The organism is Streptomyces turgidiscabies Car8 (genome assembly GCF_000331005.1).
GTDB lineage: Bacteria > Actinomycetota > Actinomycetes > Streptomycetales > Streptomycetaceae > Streptomyces > Streptomyces turgidiscabies.
Genome location: NZ_AEJB01000219.1, coordinates 1 through 16,187 on the forward strand (window position 1 = coordinate 1; position 16,187 = coordinate 16,187).

Annotated in this window: 12 protein-coding genes and 1 pseudogene; 10 read left to right on the top strand and 3 right to left on the bottom strand. The window is 70.7% G+C overall.

Annotation, left to right across the window (positions count from 1 at the left end; genetic code table 11):
• Positions 1-180: hypothetical protein (locus STRTUCAR8_RS14490; protein ID WP_006376503.1), on the top strand; the 180-nt coding region annotated here is incomplete at its 5' end.
• 28 nt (positions 181-208) lie between these two features.
• Here STRTUCAR8_RS14490 and STRTUCAR8_RS14495 read toward each other — a convergent pair.
• The gene (locus tag STRTUCAR8_RS14495; protein ID WP_078507196.1) at positions 209-835 is read right to left on the bottom strand and encodes an NADAR family protein; all 627 of its coding nucleotides are present in this window, start codon (positions 833-835) and stop codon (positions 209-211) included.
• A gap of 177 nt (positions 836-1,012) precedes the next feature.
• Between STRTUCAR8_RS14495 and STRTUCAR8_RS14500 the strand changes: the two genes are divergently transcribed.
• The 7 genes and pseudogenes from STRTUCAR8_RS14500 (at position 1,013) to STRTUCAR8_RS14530 (ending at position 9,041) form a co-directional block, all read left to right on the top strand.
• Complete coding sequence (locus STRTUCAR8_RS14500; RefSeq protein ID WP_006376506.1) at positions 1,013-2,536, top strand: gamma-aminobutyraldehyde dehydrogenase; 1,524 nt, start codon at positions 1,013-1,015, stop codon at positions 2,534-2,536.
• A gap of 57 nt (positions 2,537-2,593) precedes the next feature.
• Positions 2,594-3,841 (top strand): ABC transporter substrate-binding protein, encoded by a 1,248-nt coding sequence (locus tag STRTUCAR8_RS14505; RefSeq protein ID WP_006376502.1) that lies wholly within the window; start codon positions 2,594-2,596, stop codon positions 3,839-3,841.
• Between the two features lie 239 nt (positions 3,842-4,080).
• Positions 4,081-5,244: an ABC transporter ATP-binding protein gene (locus STRTUCAR8_RS14510; protein WP_006376500.1), complete on the top strand. Its 1,164-nt coding sequence runs from the start codon at positions 4,081-4,083 to the stop codon at positions 5,242-5,244.
• Positions 5,244-6,170, top strand: a complete 927-nt coding sequence (locus STRTUCAR8_RS14515) for an ABC transporter permease (protein WP_006376505.1) — start codon at positions 5,244-5,246, stop codon at positions 6,168-6,170. The genes STRTUCAR8_RS14510 and STRTUCAR8_RS14515 overlap by 1 nt, the downstream gene beginning before the upstream one ends.
• Positions 6,171-6,983, top strand: a complete 813-nt coding sequence (locus STRTUCAR8_RS14520) for an ABC transporter permease (RefSeq protein ID WP_006376497.1) — start codon at positions 6,171-6,173, stop codon at positions 6,981-6,983.
• Positions 6,984-7,012: 29 nt separating this feature from the next.
• Positions 7,013-8,430: pseudogene (locus STRTUCAR8_RS14525) on the top strand (NAD(P)/FAD-dependent oxidoreductase).
• Positions 8,431-8,588: 158 nt separating this feature from the next.
• Positions 8,589-9,041, top strand: a complete 453-nt coding sequence (locus STRTUCAR8_RS14530; RefSeq protein WP_006376508.1) for a hypothetical protein — start codon at positions 8,589-8,591, stop codon at positions 9,039-9,041.
• A gap of 155 nt (positions 9,042-9,196) precedes the next feature.
• Here STRTUCAR8_RS14530 and STRTUCAR8_RS14535 read toward each other — a convergent pair whose 3' ends face one another.
• Together STRTUCAR8_RS14535 and gabT are read right to left on the bottom strand one after the other, a co-directional pair.
• Positions 9,197-9,898 carry a phosphatase PAP2 family protein gene (locus tag STRTUCAR8_RS14535; RefSeq protein WP_006376499.1) on the bottom strand — a complete coding sequence of 234 codons (702 nt, stop codon included), beginning with the start codon at positions 9,896-9,898 and terminating at the stop codon, positions 9,197-9,199.
• Between the two features lie 340 nt (positions 9,899-10,238).
• Positions 10,239-11,573: a 4-aminobutyrate--2-oxoglutarate transaminase gene (gene gabT / locus STRTUCAR8_RS14540; protein ID WP_006376498.1), complete on the bottom strand. Its 1,335-nt coding sequence runs from the start codon at positions 11,571-11,573 to the stop codon at positions 10,239-10,241.
• A 316-nt stretch (positions 11,574-11,889) separates the two neighbouring features.
• On the opposite strand from gabT, the gene STRTUCAR8_RS14545 reads away from it, so the two are divergent.
• Positions 11,890-14,295, top strand: coding sequence for a type IV secretory system conjugative DNA transfer family protein (locus STRTUCAR8_RS14545; protein WP_044472208.1), 2,406 nt, complete (start codon positions 11,890-11,892; stop codon positions 14,293-14,295).
• Positions 14,296-14,421: 126 nt separating this feature from the next.
• Entirely contained in the window at positions 14,422-16,137 is a 1,716-nt protein-coding gene (locus tag STRTUCAR8_RS14550) for a PucR family transcriptional regulator (protein WP_006376501.1), read from the top strand.
• Positions 16,138-16,187: the final 50 nt, after the last annotated feature.

Genomic DNA, 16,187 nt, shown 5'->3' on the forward strand with positions numbered 1-16,187 from the left:
AAGGCCGACGACCCTTACCCGGCACTGGACTTCGGCCCCGTGATCAACGCGGCCAAGGCGAAGGAATTGCACGACCAGGTCGCCGAGGCCATCGCCCGCGGTGCCGTCCCCCTCCACCGCGCCAGTGAGACCGACTCCCGCTTCCAGCCCGGCCCGGCCTACCGGAACCGTTTCGACTGAGGGCGAAACGCGTCTTCAGGGCGCCTGCCTAACCCGCCCGCAAGCGCTCCCGCGCCGCCATCAGGGCGAACCCCAGCAGGTTCGGCCCCCGCCACCGAGCGGGGTCCATCGCCGCCTCGTCGTCCGCGGCCAGGCCGATGCCCCATACGCGGTCCACCGGGCTCGCCTCCACCAGCACTCTCCTGCCCGTGCCCAGCAGAAACTCCCGCAGGTCACTGTGTGCGGCGAACTTGTGGACGCTGCCCTCGACCACGATCCCGAACCGCTCGCGCTCCCACACGGCCTCGTCGAAGCCGCGCACGAGCCGGCCGGCCTTCTTCGCCAGTGCCGGGTTCGACGCCGTGACCGCCCGGTGCTCCGCCTCCGTGTCCTCGAAGAGGCGGGCCTTGGCGGCCATCATCCAGTGCTCGGCCGTCGCGTACTCCACCCCGTCCACCGAGAACGCCGACGGCCACCACTGGCTGAGACAGCTCGGTCCCACACGGCCGTCCGGGCGGGGTCGGTGCCCCCAGAAGTGCAGGTACTTGACCCGGGCCCCCGCACGGACTTCCCTGGTCAGAGCCTCCAATGAATCGATCTGCCCCGGCTGCCCCGTATCGGCGGTGCTCGCTGCGAGTTTCCCCATGCACGCGAGTCTGGCATTCACCACTGACATCGCGTCCTTCTATTTCCCGTCCCACTCGACACCTGGTCGACAGATTTCGTCGCGTAACCAAATGGCAACAACGGAATCCCTTGTTGGAGTCCACTTACTCTGTCAGGATCGGCACTCAAATCGACCTGGAGCTACGTTGACCCCCGCAGTCCGGGGCGGGTCACGGAGGAGAGCGACATGCACAATCCGGGCCATCGCTTCCCGGCACAGGAGCGGCTCGCGGCCGGCGCGCAGTACATCGCGGGCCGTCTGACCCGCGGCACCTCCGGCCGTACGCACAGGGTCGTCGACCCCGCCACGGGCGACGCGGTCTACACGTACGAGCTGGCCGGTCCCGACGACGTGGACGCCGCTGTCGCCGCCGCCCGCGCGGCCTTCCCGGGCTGGGCCGGGGCCACCCCGGGTGAGCGTTCCGACGCGCTCCACCGGTTCGCCGCCGTCCTCGCCGAGCGTGCCGAGGAGTTCGCGCGCGCCGAGTCCCTCCAGTGCGGCAAGCCGCTCAAGCTGACCCGCGAGTTCGACGTCCCGGGGACGATCGACAACACCGCGTTCTTCGCCGGCGCCGCCCGCCACCTCCAGGGGCAGTCGGCCGGGGAGTACTCCGGTGACCACACCTCGTACGTCCGCCGGGAACCCATCGGAGTCGTCGGGTCCGTCGCGCCCTGGAACTACCCCCTCCAGATGGCGGCCTGGAAGATCCTCCCGGCGATCGCGGCCGGCAACACGATCGTGCTCAAGCCCGCCGAGCTGACCCCGCTGACCTCGCTCCTCTTCGCCGAGGCGGCCACCGCGGCCGGGATCCCGGACGGTGTCGTCAACATCGTCACCGGGACCGGCAAGGAGGCCGGTGAGCATCTCGTCGGGCATCCCGACGTCGTCATGACGTCCTTCACCGGGTCCACCGCCGTCGGCAAGCGGGTCGCCGAGGTAGCCACCGCCACCGTCAAGCGGCTCCACCTGGAACTGGGCGGCAAGGCCCCCTTCGTCGTCTTCGACGACGCCGACCTCGACGCCGCCGTGAACGGGGCTGTCGCCGGCGCCCTCATCAACACCGGGCAGGACTGCACGGCCGCCACGCGCGCGTACGTGCAACGCCCGCTGTACGAGGAGTTCGTCGCGAGGACGGCCGCCCTCATGGACACCGTCCGGCTCGGAGACCCGTTCGCCCCGGGCACCGATCTCGGGCCGCTCATCTCGCACGCGCAGCGCGACCGGGTCGCCGGTTTCGTCGAGCGGGCGCGTTCCTACGCGCGCGTGGTGACCGGCGGCGAGGCTCCCCAGGGGGAGCTGAAGAGCGGCGCCTACTACCGGCCCACCCTGGTCGCCGACGCCGCCCAGGACAGTGAGATCGTCCAGTCCGAGATCTTCGGGCCCGTGCTCGTCGTCCTCCCCTTCGACAGCGACGACGAGGGCATCGCGCTCGCCAACGACACGCCCTACGGTCTCGCCGCCTCCGCCTGGAGCCGGGACGTCTACCGGGCGAACCGCGCCACCCGCGAGATCAAGGCGGGCTGCGTGTGGGTCAACGACCACATCCCGATCATCAGCGAGATGCCCCACGGCGGGTACAAGGCGTCCGGCTTCGGCAAGGACATGTCCGCGTACTCGTTCGAGGAGTACACACAGATCAAGCACGTCATGTTCGACAACACCGCGGTTGCCCGGAAGGACTGGCACCGCACGATCTTCGGGGACCGCTGACCGGACACAGGCCGACCGACCAGCGGCCGCACACCCTCCCGAAAGGGCATCACGCGCATGGAGCAGTACGAGCCCGACCGCCTTTCCCCGGCCCAGGTGGCCGCCATGCGGCGCAGCTTCCGCAACGGCAGGGCCGCCCTCACCCGCCGGTCCCTGCTGCGCGCCTCCGCGGGCGGCGCCCTGGTGGCCGGCGGCCTCGGTGCGCTGACCGGCTGCGGCATCCCCGCGGCCGGCAAGACCGCGGGAGGCGTCTCCGCGGACGACCACTCGGCCAAGGAGAAGACCGTCAACTTCTCCAACTGGACCGAGTACATGGACGTCGACGAGAGCGAGAAGCACCACCCCACGCTCGACGCGTTCACCGAGCGGACCGGCATCAAGGTCAAGTACACCGAGGACATCAACGACAACGTCGAGTTCTTCGGCAAGATCAAGCCGCAGCTCGCCGCGGGCCAGGACACCGGCCGGGACATCATCGTCCTCACCGACTGGCTGGCCGGCCGGCTGATCCGGCTCGGCTGGGTCCAGAAACTGGACGCGTCGAACCTTCCGCACGCGTACGCGAACCTGTCGCAGCAGTTCCGCAGCCCCGACTGGGACCCGGGCCGCGCCTACTCCTATCCCTGGCAGGGCATCTCGACCGTCATCGCCTACAACAAGAAGGCGCTGGACGGCGTCGAGGTGAAGTCGGTCTCCGACATGCTCGACAACCCCAAGCTGAAGGGGCGCGTCGGTTTCCTCTCAGAGATGCGTGACAGCATCGGCATGACCCTGCTCGACATGGGCAAGGACCCGGCGAAGTTCACCGACGACGACTACGACGCGGCCATCGCCCGGCTCCAGAAGGCCGTGGACAAGGGCCAGATCCGCCGCTTCTCCGGCAACGACTACACGGCCGACCTGACCTCGGGCGACTTCGCGGCCTGTATCGCCTGGGCGGGCGACGTGGTCCAGCTCAAGGCGGACAGCCCGGACATCGACTTCATCATCCCGGACAGCGGCTACATCACCTCCAGCGACAACATGCTGATCCCCAACAAGGCGCGCCACAAGACGAACGCCGAGCGGCTCATGGACTACTACTACGAGCCCGAGCCGGCCGCCGAACTGGCCGCCTACATCAACTACGTGTGCCCCGTCGACGGGGTGAAGCCGTACCTCGCGAAGCTCGACAAGGACGCGGCGGACAACCCGCTGATCATTCCCGACGCGGCGATGGCCGCGAAGTCCCACGCCTTCCGGTCGCTGAGCCAGAAGGAAGAGACGGCGTACGAGGAGAAGTTCGCGAAGTTGACAGGGGCCTAGGGCCTGTCCGGCGGATCATGCCGCAGACGCGGGGTGTGGCACGCCCGTCTGCGGCGTTGTCGTCGGTTGCCGAAGCTCCGCTTCGACGCCCTCCTCCGCCTTGCAGCCAGACGCACCACACCCCGCTCACCTGCGCTGATAAGGCGCCGTCGACTCCCTGCGACCTGATCCGCCGGACAGGCCCGGCCACGCCTGCCCCCAGCGGTGCGACACCCCTCCGACTCCCCAAGGACCACACCATGACCAGCACCAGCACAGACCACGGCGGCGACGTCCGTCTCTCCGGGATCAGCAAGAGATACGGCTCCTTCACCGCCGTACACCCCCTCGACCTCACCGTCCCGCAGGGCTCCTTCTTCGCCCTGCTCGGCGCGTCCGGCTGCGGGAAGACCACGACCCTGCGGATGATCGCGGGCCTGGAGGAACCTTCCTCCGGGACCGTCTTCCTCGGCGAGCAGGAGGTCACGAACCTGCCGCCCTACAAGCGGCCGGTGAACACCGTCTTCCAGTCGTACGCCCTCTTCCCGCACCTCGACATCTTCGAGAACGTCGCCTTCGGTCTGCGCCGGCGAGGCATCAAGTCGGTGAAGAAGCAGGTCGACGACATGCTGGAGCTCGTCCAGCTCGGTGAGCAGGCGCGCAAGAAGCCGCACCAGCTCTCCGGCGGCCAGCAGCAGCGCGTCGCCGTGGCCCGCGCGCTGATCAACACCCCCAAGGTGCTGCTCCTCGACGAACCGCTCGGCGCCCTCGACCTCAAGCTGCGCCGCCAGATGCAGCTGGAGCTGAAGCGCATCCAGACCGAGGTCGGCATCACGTTCGTCCATGTCACTCACGACCAGGAGGAGGCCATGACGATGGCCGACACGGTCGCCGTGATGAACGGGGGCAGGGTCGAGCAGCTCGGCTCGCCCGCCGATCTGTACGAGAACCCGCACACCACGTTCGTCGCGAACTTCCTCGGCACCTCCAACCTCATCGAGGCCGAGGTGGACAGCAAGAGCGGCGACGAGATCGTCGTCAAGGCGGGCGGCGGCAAGCTTCTGCTCCCCGAGGCCCGCTGCTCCGCGCCGACCAGGGCCGGCGGCAAGGTGCTGGTGGGGGTCCGCCCGGAGAAGATCTCCCTCACGCACGCGGACGACGCCGGCGACATCCCGGCCGGCCGCAACCGCATCACCGGCACGATCGCCGACACCAGTTTCATCGGCGTCTCCACGCAGTACGTCGTCGACAGCCCCGTCTGCCCCGACTTCGAGGTGTACGTCCAGAACATCGACCGCGACGCCCGGCTGGCCCCCGGCGCGGAGGTCGTCCTGCACTGGAACCCCGCGCACACGTTCGGTCTGGACGCCGACCAGGACATAGACGCAGGCGTCGGGACGGTCGACGACGAGGCGGCCGTCTGATGGCCACCGCGACCCCGGCCGCGCCACCATTGGCGCCCGCACCGGCGAAGAAGCCCCCGCGCCGAAGAGGCCGCTGGACGCCGTACTGGCTGCTTCTGCCCGGTCTGCTGTGGCTGTTCGTGTTCTTCGCGCTGCCGATGGTCTACCAGGTCTCCACGTCCGTGCAGACGGGCTCCCTGGAAGAGGGCTACAAGGTCACCTGGCACTTCGCGACCTACTGGGACGCGCTGGCCGACTACTGGCCGCAGTTCCTGCGCTCGGTGCTGTACGCCGGTGCCGCGACCGTCCTCTGTCTGGTGCTGGGCTATCCGCTCGCGTACCTGATCGCGTTCCGCGCGGGACGCTGGCGCAACCTGATCATGATCCTGGTCATCGCGCCGTTCTTCACCAGCTTCCTGATCCGGACGCTCGCCTGGAAGACGATCCTCGCGGACGGCGGCCCGGTCGTCGGCGCCCTCAACTCGCTGCACGTCCTGGACGTCACCAGCTGGCTCGGCGTCACGGCCGGCGACCGGGTGCTGGCCACGCCGCTCGCGGTGGTGTGCGGTCTGACGTACAACTTCCTGCCGTTCATGATCCTGCCGCTCTACACCTCGCTCGAACGCATCGACGGACGGCTGCACGAAGCGGCCGGCGACCTCTACGCCAGGCCCTTCACGACCTTCCGCAAGGTCACCTTCCCGCTGTCGATGCCGGGCGTGGTCTCCGGCACGCTGCTCACCTTCATCCCGGCGAGCGGCGACTACGTCAACGCCGACCTGCTCGGCTCCACGGACACCCGCATGATCGGCAACGTCATCCAGACGCAGTTCCTGCGCATCCTCGACTATCCGACGGCCGCCGCCCTCTCCTTCCTTCTCATGGCCGCGATCCTCGTCATGGTCACCCTCTACATCCGCAAGTCCGGAACGGAGGACCTGGTCTAAATGGCCTTCGTGAATTCGATCGGGCGCTGGCTCAAGAGCCATTTCGTCGTCATCGCGGGACTCGTCACGCTCGGCTATCTGCTGCTGCCGAACATCGTCGTCACGGTGTTCTCCTTCAACAGACCGAAGGGCCGCTTCAATTACGAGTGGCAGCAGTTCTCGACGGACGCCTGGCGTGATCCCTGCGGCGTCGCCGGAATGTGCGGCTCGCTCTCGCTCAGCCTGCGGATCGCCTTCTGGGCGACCATCGGGGCGACCGTCCTCGGCACGATGATCGCCTTCGCGCTGGTGCGGTACCGCTTCCGCGCGCGGGGCGCCGTCAACTCGCTCATCTTCCTCCCGATGGCGATGCCCGAGGTCGTCATGGCGGCCTCACTGCTCACCCTGTTCCTCAACCTGGGCGCCCAGCTGGGCTTTTGGACGATCCTGATCGCCCACATCATGTTCTGCCTCAGCTTCGTCGTCGTCGCCGTGAAGGCACGCGTGATGTCGATGGACCCACGCCTTGAGGAAGCCGCCCGGGACCTCTACGCGGGGCCGGTGCAGACCTTCGTACGCGTCACCCTGCCCATCGTGGCCCCCGGGATCGCGGCGGGCGCGCTGCTCGCCTTCGCGCTCTCCTTCGACGATTTCATCATCACCAATTTCAACGCGGGCTCCACCGTCACCTTCCCCATGTTCGTCTGGGGCTCGGCGCAGCGCGGAACGCCCGTTCAGATCAATGTCATCGGTACGGCCATGTTCCTGATCGCCGTACTGTTCGTGCTGACCGGAATGGTCATCAGTAATCGCCGCAACAGGCAAAAGGCGTAACCCGAAAAACTCTGTGGGGAGTTGAAATCATGGCCCCAAGCGCCATGAGCATGTGGACCAGGTCCCTTTCCGACGCCCAGCCGGTCGCCTACTGGCTGGACGACCCCGGCAGGCCCCGCCCCGAGCCCGCCCTCACCGGCGCCGAGAGCTGCGACCTGCTGGTGGTGGGCGGCGGGTACAGCGGACTGTGGACCGCCCTGATCGCCAAGGAGCGCGACCCGCAGCGGGACGTCGTGCTCGTCGAGGGCCGCGAGGTGGGCTGGGCCGCCTCGGGCCGCAACGGGGCTTCTGCGCCGCGTCCCTCACCCACGGCCTCGCGAACGGCCTGGCGCGCTGGCCGGACGAGATCCACCAGCTCGAAGAACTCGGCGCGCGGAACCTGGACGAGATCGAGAAGTCGGTCGCCCGCCACTCCCTCGACTGCGACTTCGAACGCACCGGCGAGATCGACGTCGCCACCGAACCCCACCAGGCCGACGAACTCCGCGCCTGGCACCAGGAGTTGACGGACAAGGGGCTCGCGACCGGCACCGAGTTCCTGGACGCGGAAGCGGTCCGGGAGCAGGTCGCGTCCCCCACCTTCCTGGCCGGCCTGCACGACCGCACCGGCGTCGCGCTGCTCAACCCGGCGAAACTGGCCTGGGGCCTCAAGCGGGCCTGCCTGCGCCTCGGCGTCCGCGTCTACGAGCACACCCCCGCCCTCACCCTGCGGCCGTACGGCGCAGGCATGGCCGTACGCACGCCGTACGGGTCGATCCGCGCCCGCCGGGTCGCGCTCGGCACGAACATCTTCCCGAGCCTGGTCAAGCGGGTGCGCGCGTACACGGTCCCCGTCTACGACTACGCGCTGATGACCGAACCCCTGAGCGAGGCGCAGCTCGCCGACGTCGGCTGGCGGAACAGGCAAGGCCTCGGGGACAGCGCCAACCAGTTCCACTACTTCCGGCTGAGCGCCGACAACCGCATCCTGTGGGGCGGTTACGACGCGATCTATCCGTACGGCGGCCGGGTCCGGGCCGAGTACGACGACCGCCCGGAGACCTACGCCAAGCTGGCCGACCACTTCTTCACCTGCTTCCCGCAGCTGGAGGGCGTCCGCTTCACCCACGCCTGGGGCGGCGCGATCGACACCTGCTCGCGCTTCTCGGCGTTCTTCGGCACCGCGCACGCCGGCCGGGTGGCGTACGCGGCGGGCTTCACCGGCCTCGGCGTCGGCGCCACCCGCTTCGGCGCGGACGTGATGCTGGACCTGCTGGCGGGAGAGCGCACCGAGCGGACGTCGCTGGAGATGGTCCGCAGGAAGCCGTTGCCGTTCCCGCCCGAGCCGTTCGCCTGGACGGGCATCGCGCTCACCAAGTGGTCGCTGGCACGGGCCGACACCCGCGGCGGCCGGCGCAATCTGTGGCTGAAGACGATGGACCGGTTGGGCCTGGGGTTCGACAGCTGAGGGCGCGTGCGGTCGGTCAGAGATCCGCAGGCGTACGCCCAGCTCGTCGGCAGTGATCTGATTCACTCCCACGACATGGCGGAACCCGCGTAATGCTCCGGGGAAACCTCCCTCTCTCCCGTGACGCGACCAGCGTTCACAGAGAAAGGGAGGTCCCCATGGCTGGGGCGAAAACGGCGGTCGAGTGGCTGGCGTCCGTTGCTCCGGATCCCGAGGCCTGCCGCTGGGAATGGGAGCGCAATCCCCTGGGGATCGCGCTGCTGCCCGCGGGCAAGGCCTGGGACGTACTGATCCTGCGGGGTGAACTCGGCTACCCCACCCTCGACGTCCTCACCCGTGTCATCGACCAACCCGGCCCGGTGCTCGTCGACTTCGGCGACTCCCGGATGGGGTTCTTCGTGCCGCCGGGCACCGCCGCCCGATGGCTGGGCACGGGGGTGCGTACGGCGGGACGCGGTACGTGGATCGTCGTCCCGTACCCGGGCCGCGTGACCGGAGGTGTCCGCTGGCTGATCCCACCGGACGGCTCGGGCACCCTCACCGACCCGGCACTCCTCGAACTGGCCATACACGAGGCGGCGGCGACTCTGGCGACCGACGAGGACAGGTGAGGGCAGAAGGGGTGTGCTGGTGATGCCCGAGGCTCTCGTGGCTGCCTGATTCCCGCGTGACCACGCTCTCGTCGGCCGTCCGTGCGGTCGACGCGAACCGTGGGCCCGTGGGACGCACTGCCGACAGATCGGTACAGCGGGGTAATGCGACGGGATCAGGACGAGGGAGAGGGCGCGGGCGCGGCTTGGGGTGTGGGCCTTCGGAGGAAGAACCGCAGCAGGATCAGCAGCGCGCCGCACAGACACCAGCTCGCCACCACGTCCAGCGGCCAGTGGTAACCCCGCACGACCAGCCCGACGCCGACGGCGGCGTTGACGCCCAGGCAGCCGGTCAGGACCAGCCGACGGGTGGACGTGAGGCGCAGCCACGGCAGCAGGAGCAGCGTGGCGGAGCCGTAGGCGACGACGGCGGTCGCGGTGTGACCGGAGGGGTAGAACCCGGTGCCGGGGCCCATGACCGGCGGCCCGGAACGGGCGACCAGCTCCTTCATGGGTACGACGATCGCCGGCACGGCCGCCATCAGCACGCCCGCGCCCACCGGTTCCCGCCACCAGCGCTCCGTACCCGCCCGGCGCGCGCGCAGACCGACGTACACCAGGACCACGACGAGCACGGGAACGGCGACCACGACGCTGCCGAGGTCGGCGAGGAGCGCCCAGGCGCGGGACGGGTGGACCAGCGAGTCACTGAGGCGTTCGTCCGCGCGGGCGAGGGGGCCGTGGACGGCTACCTGCCAGGTGATCAGCGCGAAGAGGAGGACCGCGACGGTCAGGAGAGAGAAGAGGCTCCGAGAGGTCGTCCGCCCTGGAACAGGGGGGGTAGCTCCAGGGCGGACGATCAGATCGGGTCGTCGCACGCCCCGGGGGGTTTGGGGCGGGCGACTGTCCGATCGGTGAGGAGACCCGGAGCCAGAAGCTCCGGCTGTGTGCGCGAGGGCACGACCGGATCGAAGCTGGGGAGGCCCCGACCAGGCGCCACCCGCAGTTTCCTGCGGGCGGGGTGTATCTCTCATCTGGATAGAACCTACGTCAGGGGATGGGTCTCGGACAGACAGAATGACATCCCGCCATCCTCCTCGCACACCTTCTTCACACGCTCTGACGGTGCCCCGCGCCGGCCCGGAAACAAGCGGAATCCGGGCCGGTCGGCCGGTACGGAGGAGCGGGACGCGCGGGTGGCGGGAGCCCCGGGACGCGTCAGATGCTGGTGAACGCCTGCTCGATGATGTCGAGGCCCTCATTGAGAAGGTCCTCGCCGATCACGAGCGGCGGCAGGAAGCGGAGGACGTTGCCGTAGGTGCCACAGGTGAGGACCACCAGACCCTCCTGATGGCAGGCCTTGGCCAGAGCCGCGGTCGCCTCCGGGTGGGGCTCCTTGGTGACGCGGTCCTTGACCAGCTCGACGGCGATCATGGCGCCCCGGCCGCGAATATCGCCGATGACCTCGTGCTTCTCGGCCATGGCGGTCAGCCGGGCCTTCATGACGGTCTCGATGTGCCTGGCCCTGGCGTTGAGGTCGAGCTCCTTCATCGTCTCGATCGAGCCGAGCGCGCCCGCACAGGCGACCGGGTTGCCGCCGTAGGTGCCGCCCAGTCCGCCCGCGTGCGCGGCGTCCATGATCTCGGCGCGCCCGGTGACGGCGGCGAGCGGCAGCCCGCCCGCGATGCCCTTGGCGGTGGTGATCAGGTCGGGCACGATGCCCTCGTCCTCGCAGGCGAACCACTGGCCGGTCCGGCAGAACCCGGACTGGATCTCGTCGGCGACGAAGACGATGCCGTTGTCGGCGGCGAACTTCCGGATCGCCGGCAGGAAACCCTTCGCGGGCTCGATGAAGCCGCCCTCGCCGAGCAGCGGTTCGATGATGATCGCGGCGACGTTCTCCGCCCCGACCTGCTTGCTGATCTGGTCGACGGCCTGCGCGGCGGCCTCGGGACCGGCGTTCTCCGGGCCGGTGGGCCAGCGGTAGCCGTAGGCGACGGGCACGCGGTACACCTCGGGCGCGAACGGCCCGAAGCCGTGCTTGTACGGCATGTTCTTGGCGGTGAGGGCCATGGTGAGGTTCGTCCGCCCGTGGTACCCGTGGTCGAACACGACCACCGCCTGCCGCTTGGTGTACGCCCGCGCGATCTTCACGGCGTTCTCGACGGCCTCGGCACCGCTGTTGAAGAGGGCGCTCTTCTTGGCGTGGTCGCCCGGCGTCAGCTCGGCGAGCGCCTCGGCGACCTCGACGTAGCCCTCGTACGGCGTGACCATGAAACAGGTGTGCGTGAAGTCGGCGAGCTGGGCGGAGGCCCGGCGCACGACCGCCTCGGCGCTGGCGCCGACCGACGTCACGGCGATGCCGGACCCGAAGTCGATCAGCCGGTTCCCGTCGACGTCCTCGATGATCCCGCCGCTCGCCCGGGCCGTGAACACGGGCAGCACCGAGCCGACACCGGCAGCGACGGCGGCCAGCCGCCGGGCCTGCAGCTCCTGCGACTTCGGGCCGGGGATGGCGGTGACTACGCGGCGCTCCTGGGGGAGGGAGGTCATGAGGGGCTCCTGGGGGCGTGACGGGCACGGGGCTGATGTGCGGCTGAGGCGGGTATCTCGCCGCGGCTCTCTTCGCAGGCTAGGCCTGGGGGGTGGGGGCGGGCATGCACCGTTTGGGAGTGGTGGGGGTGTGTCGTTGTCCTTGGTGGACAGACGGGTATCCCTTCCCCAGGCCTCCACGGGCAGGTGTGCGGCACGGTCCGGTCCGCGAGGTCGGCCGTGTAAGCGGTGAACTCCCCTTGTGGGAGCGTTAGATTGGCCGCTGTCGAGTGATGGTGACCGGAACAGCTGGTCAGGCTGGTCAGGGGGCAGGGCGATGGACAGCGACGGGACCCAGGACGCGCGGGGTACGCATGCGAATCCTGTGCCGCGTCCGGCGGGGCCGCCGGACGGCCCCTCGGTGCCGCCTCGGCCCGCGCGGGCCCCTCGGCCCGTCGAGCAGGGGGCGCCGCAGGGTGTGCCCGCGCCGGCGTCCGTCGCCGAGTGGCTCAACGAGCCGCGGCCCGAGGTCGAGCCGGGGATCTGGCGGTACGGATACCGGCTGCCCAAGGGGGCGCAGACGGCGGAACGTCTCTCCCCGGTCACCGTCGTCGGGCTGCTGGTGCCGCTCCTCGTCGGGCTGTTCCTGTGGTCGCTCTGGCGTCGGGGCGCGGTGCCGTACCAGTCGGTGCTGCTGAAGCTGTTCACGCCGGAGGACTGGTGGTGGGGCGGCACCGTATCGCCCAAGGGGTGGGAGGGCAGCGCGGCCGTCCTCGTCTACAACGGCCTCTTCTTTCTCGTGCTGCTGTACGGAATGGGCCGGCTCGGCAGCTGGCCCGACATCGCCCGGCACTTCGTGGCACGCAGGCCGCAGCCCGCCCGGGCCCTGCTGGCCGCGCTGGGCGCCCTCGTCACCCTCAGTTTCGTGTTCCCGAACGCCTTTCCGGGAGCCGGCTGGAACGCCCTGCCGCTCGTCGACGCGGTCGTCGCCCTCGTCGCGTTGATCTCCGGCAGCTTCGACGTGTTCGGGTCGACGGCCTTCAAGGTCGGCCTCTACACCGTCATCACCCTGCTCGTCGTATGGCCGTTCGCCCGGATCGGTGGCTGGTGGGCCTACGCGAAGGAGCGCCTCGCCGCGCGCAAGGCCGCCGCCGGGCCCACCGGACCCGCGCCCGCCGACCGGCCGCGCGAGCAGTGGCCCGACCTCCGGGAGGCCGGTCAGTACGAGGCCGCCGAACTGCTCACCGCGGAGGTGGCCGGCGGCCGGATGAACGACGTGGACTGCGCCCGCGTCGAGCACGCGTGGACGCTCGCCAGGCGGAGCGGGCTGCTCGCGGACTTCCGGGACACCGTGCTGCGCCAGGGCGCGGCGGCCTGGGTCCACCCCTCCGGAGCCCGCGACCTGACCCGGCGCGGCGCGCGGCACGACCTGGCCGCCGGGCAGGTCCGTATCGGACGGTGGGCGGCGGCCGAGCGGGCCCCGCTCGTCTATCACGGCGCCGGCGCGGCTCTCGGGGCCGAGGTGCTGGGCACCTCCCTGCTCGCGGTCGGACCGTCGGGGGCGGGCAAGACACGGCATCTCGTCGAACCGGTGACCGAGGCGCTGGCCCTGCGGGCGCTCACCGGGCAGTGCGCGTTCGTCACGGTCTCCGCGCCCGGGACCCCGCTCGCCGAGGACACGGCGTTCGACGTCGTCGTACGGATCGGTGACCGTTCCTCCGTCCACGACCTCGATCCGTACGCCGACTCCGACGACCCCGACGAGGCGGCCTCCTTCCTCGCCGAGGCGCTGGTCGGCGACCTCGACACCGTCGGCACCGAGAGCGCGGCCACCGCCCTCGCCCAGGTGCTCGGCCCCTACCGGGCGGCCCACGGACACTTCCCGCCCCTGCCGGTGCTGCGGGAACTGCTGGAGAGCGACCCGGCCGCGCTGTCCGCCCTGCGCGACGCCCTCGCCGGGGACGAGCACGCCGTCATGCGGCGCGAACTCGACGTACGCATCCGGCAGTCGGCGAGCCCGACGGACGTCGGCCGGACCCTCGCCGACCGGCTCGCGCTGCTGAACCGGCCGGTCTTCGACGGCTTCTTCGGCGGGGGCGGCACGGCGAGGCCCTTCTCGTTGCGTTCCCTCGCCCAGTACCCGCTGCGCGTCCGCGTCGACCTGCCCGAGCACGGCCACGAGGAGGCCGTCCGGCTGATCACGCGGCTCGTCCTCGCCCAGTTCAGCACGGTCGTACGTGACGGACGGCGCCCCCACTTCGCCTGCCTGGTCCTCGACGACGCCACCGGGACGGTCACCGCCGGGTCGGTACGCCGTATCCAGCGGATGCGCACCCAGAACGCGGGCGTCGTCCTCGCCCTGCGGACGATCGGTGACGTCCCCGAGGCGCTGCACGGGCCGCTGTACGGCGCGGTCGGCTGCCGGATGGCGTTCTCCGGCGTGACGACCTGGGACGGTAGCCGGTTCGCCCAGGCCTGGGGCACGGCCTGGGTGGAGACCCGGGACGTGGCAAAGCACACCGTCTTCGCGGACCAGCCGATGACCCGCGCCATCCACGCCCTGCGCAAACTGGTCACCGGCAAGGCGGTCACCACCGACGCGGTGACCGTACGGACGGTCGAACGGGAGCGGTGGTCGGCGTCCGAACTGGCGCACGAGGTGCCGCCCGGGCACGCGGTGCTGTCCCTGACGACGGTGGAGGGCGAGCACGCGCCTCCGCTGCTGGTGAATCTGCGGGGCTGAGCAGGGACGGTCGCCGAGCAGTCGTCCGTATGGGGCACACGGTACGTACGGTGAGGCAGAATCGACACAGGCTGTTCATACACGGCGGCCAAAAGTCCACGGAGCTCACACAGATCTGAAGGCCTTATGCCCCCGACGCTCGCCTCGCTCGTCCACCACTCGACGCTCAAGCTGACCGTGCGGGCGGGCGGGGACCGCCTGGACGTGCCCGTGCGCTGGGCGCATGCCAGCGAACTGGCCGACCCCGTCCCCTATATGGAGGGCGGGGAGCTTCTGCTGATCACCGCCCTCAAGCTGGACGCCGAGGACGCCGAGGCCATGCGGCGCTATGTGAAGCGGCTGGCCGCGGCGGGGGTCGTCGGACTCGGCTTCGCCGTCGGCGTCAACTACGCGGACATCCCGAAGGCACTCGTCGAGGCGGCGGAGCACGAGGGGCTCCCTCTCCTCGAAGTCCCGCGCCGCACGCCCTTCCTCGCCATCAGCAAGGCGGTGTCGGCGGCCATCGCGGCCGACCAGTACCGGGCCGTGACCGCCGGCTTCGCCGCGCAGCGGGAACTGACCCGGCAGGCGCTGAGCGACGGTCCGGAGGGGCTGCTGGCCTCGCTCGCCTCGCAGGTCGACGGCTGGGCCGCGCTGTACGACGCCTCGGGCGCAGTCGTCGCCACCGCGCCCGAGTGGGCCGGGCGGCGGGCGGCGCTGCTCACGGCGGACGTGGAACGGCTGCGGGAGCGGCCGGCGCCGGCCAGCGCCGTGGTCGGCACCGGCGGCGGGGACGAGGAGGGGGAGCGCGACCGGGTCGAGCTGCACTCCCTCGGCACCGGGCGCCGGCCGCGCGCCGCGCTGGCCGTGGGTACGGCCGGCGCGCTGGGCACGGCCGAGCGGTACGCCCTCCACTCGGCCATCGCCCTGCTGACCCTCACCACCGAGCGGTCCCGTTCCCTCCAGGCCGCCGAACAGCGCATCGGGGCGGCGGTGCTGCGCATGCTGCTGGCCGGCGAACCCGACCACGCGCGAGCTGTCGCCGGGGGCCTGTACGGCGAGCTGCTCGACGCGCCCTTCCGGATCGTCGTCGCCGAGTCGGCCACCGCTCCGATGGGAGTGGTCCGGGAGGCCGGGAGCGGGGGTGCGAGCAGGCCGACGGCCGGTGCGCTGGTGGCTGCCAGCGCGATCGGCGATCCGCTGGGCGGGCTCGCAGAGTGCCTGGAGTCGGCCGCCGCGCGTGCCGGCGAAGCGGTGCTGGTGGTGCCGGAGGGCGAACGGCTGGTCGTGCTCGCCGTGGACGGAGGCGCTGCGGTGGGGGCCTGCGAGGAGTTCGCCGCGGCGTTGGAGGGGGCGCGGGCGGTAGCGCGTGCGGAGGTAGGGGGGCGTGGAGACGTGTCGGCCGCTTCCTCCGGTTCCTCCGGTGACGAGGACGAGCTCGTGGTGGGGATGTCCGGGCCGGCCGGGCCCATCGCCGCCGCGGCGGCGTACAAGCAGGCCGAGCAGGCGTTGTCGGTGGCCCGGCGGCGGGGGAGGGTGCTGGTCGGGCACGAGCAGCTGGCGGCCGGGTCGGTCGTGCCGCTGCTGGCCGACGACGCGGTGCGGGCGTTCGCGGACGGGTTGCTGCGTCCGCTGAACGAGCACGACGCGACGGGCCGGGGTGACCTGGTCGCGTCGCTGCGGGCGTGGCTGTCCCGGCACGGGCAGTGGGACGCGGCCGCGGCGGATCTTGGTGTCCACCGGCATACGTTGCGGTACCGGATGCGGCGGGTGGAGGAGATTCTCGGGCGGTCGCTGGACGATCCGGATGTGCGGATGGAGCTGTGGCTGGCCTTGAAGACGACGGCGGCTGTGGGCGAGTGAGAGGGGCTGGGCTCAGCCTCTCCGGGGTTTGAGGAGCGGAGGGTCGGGGG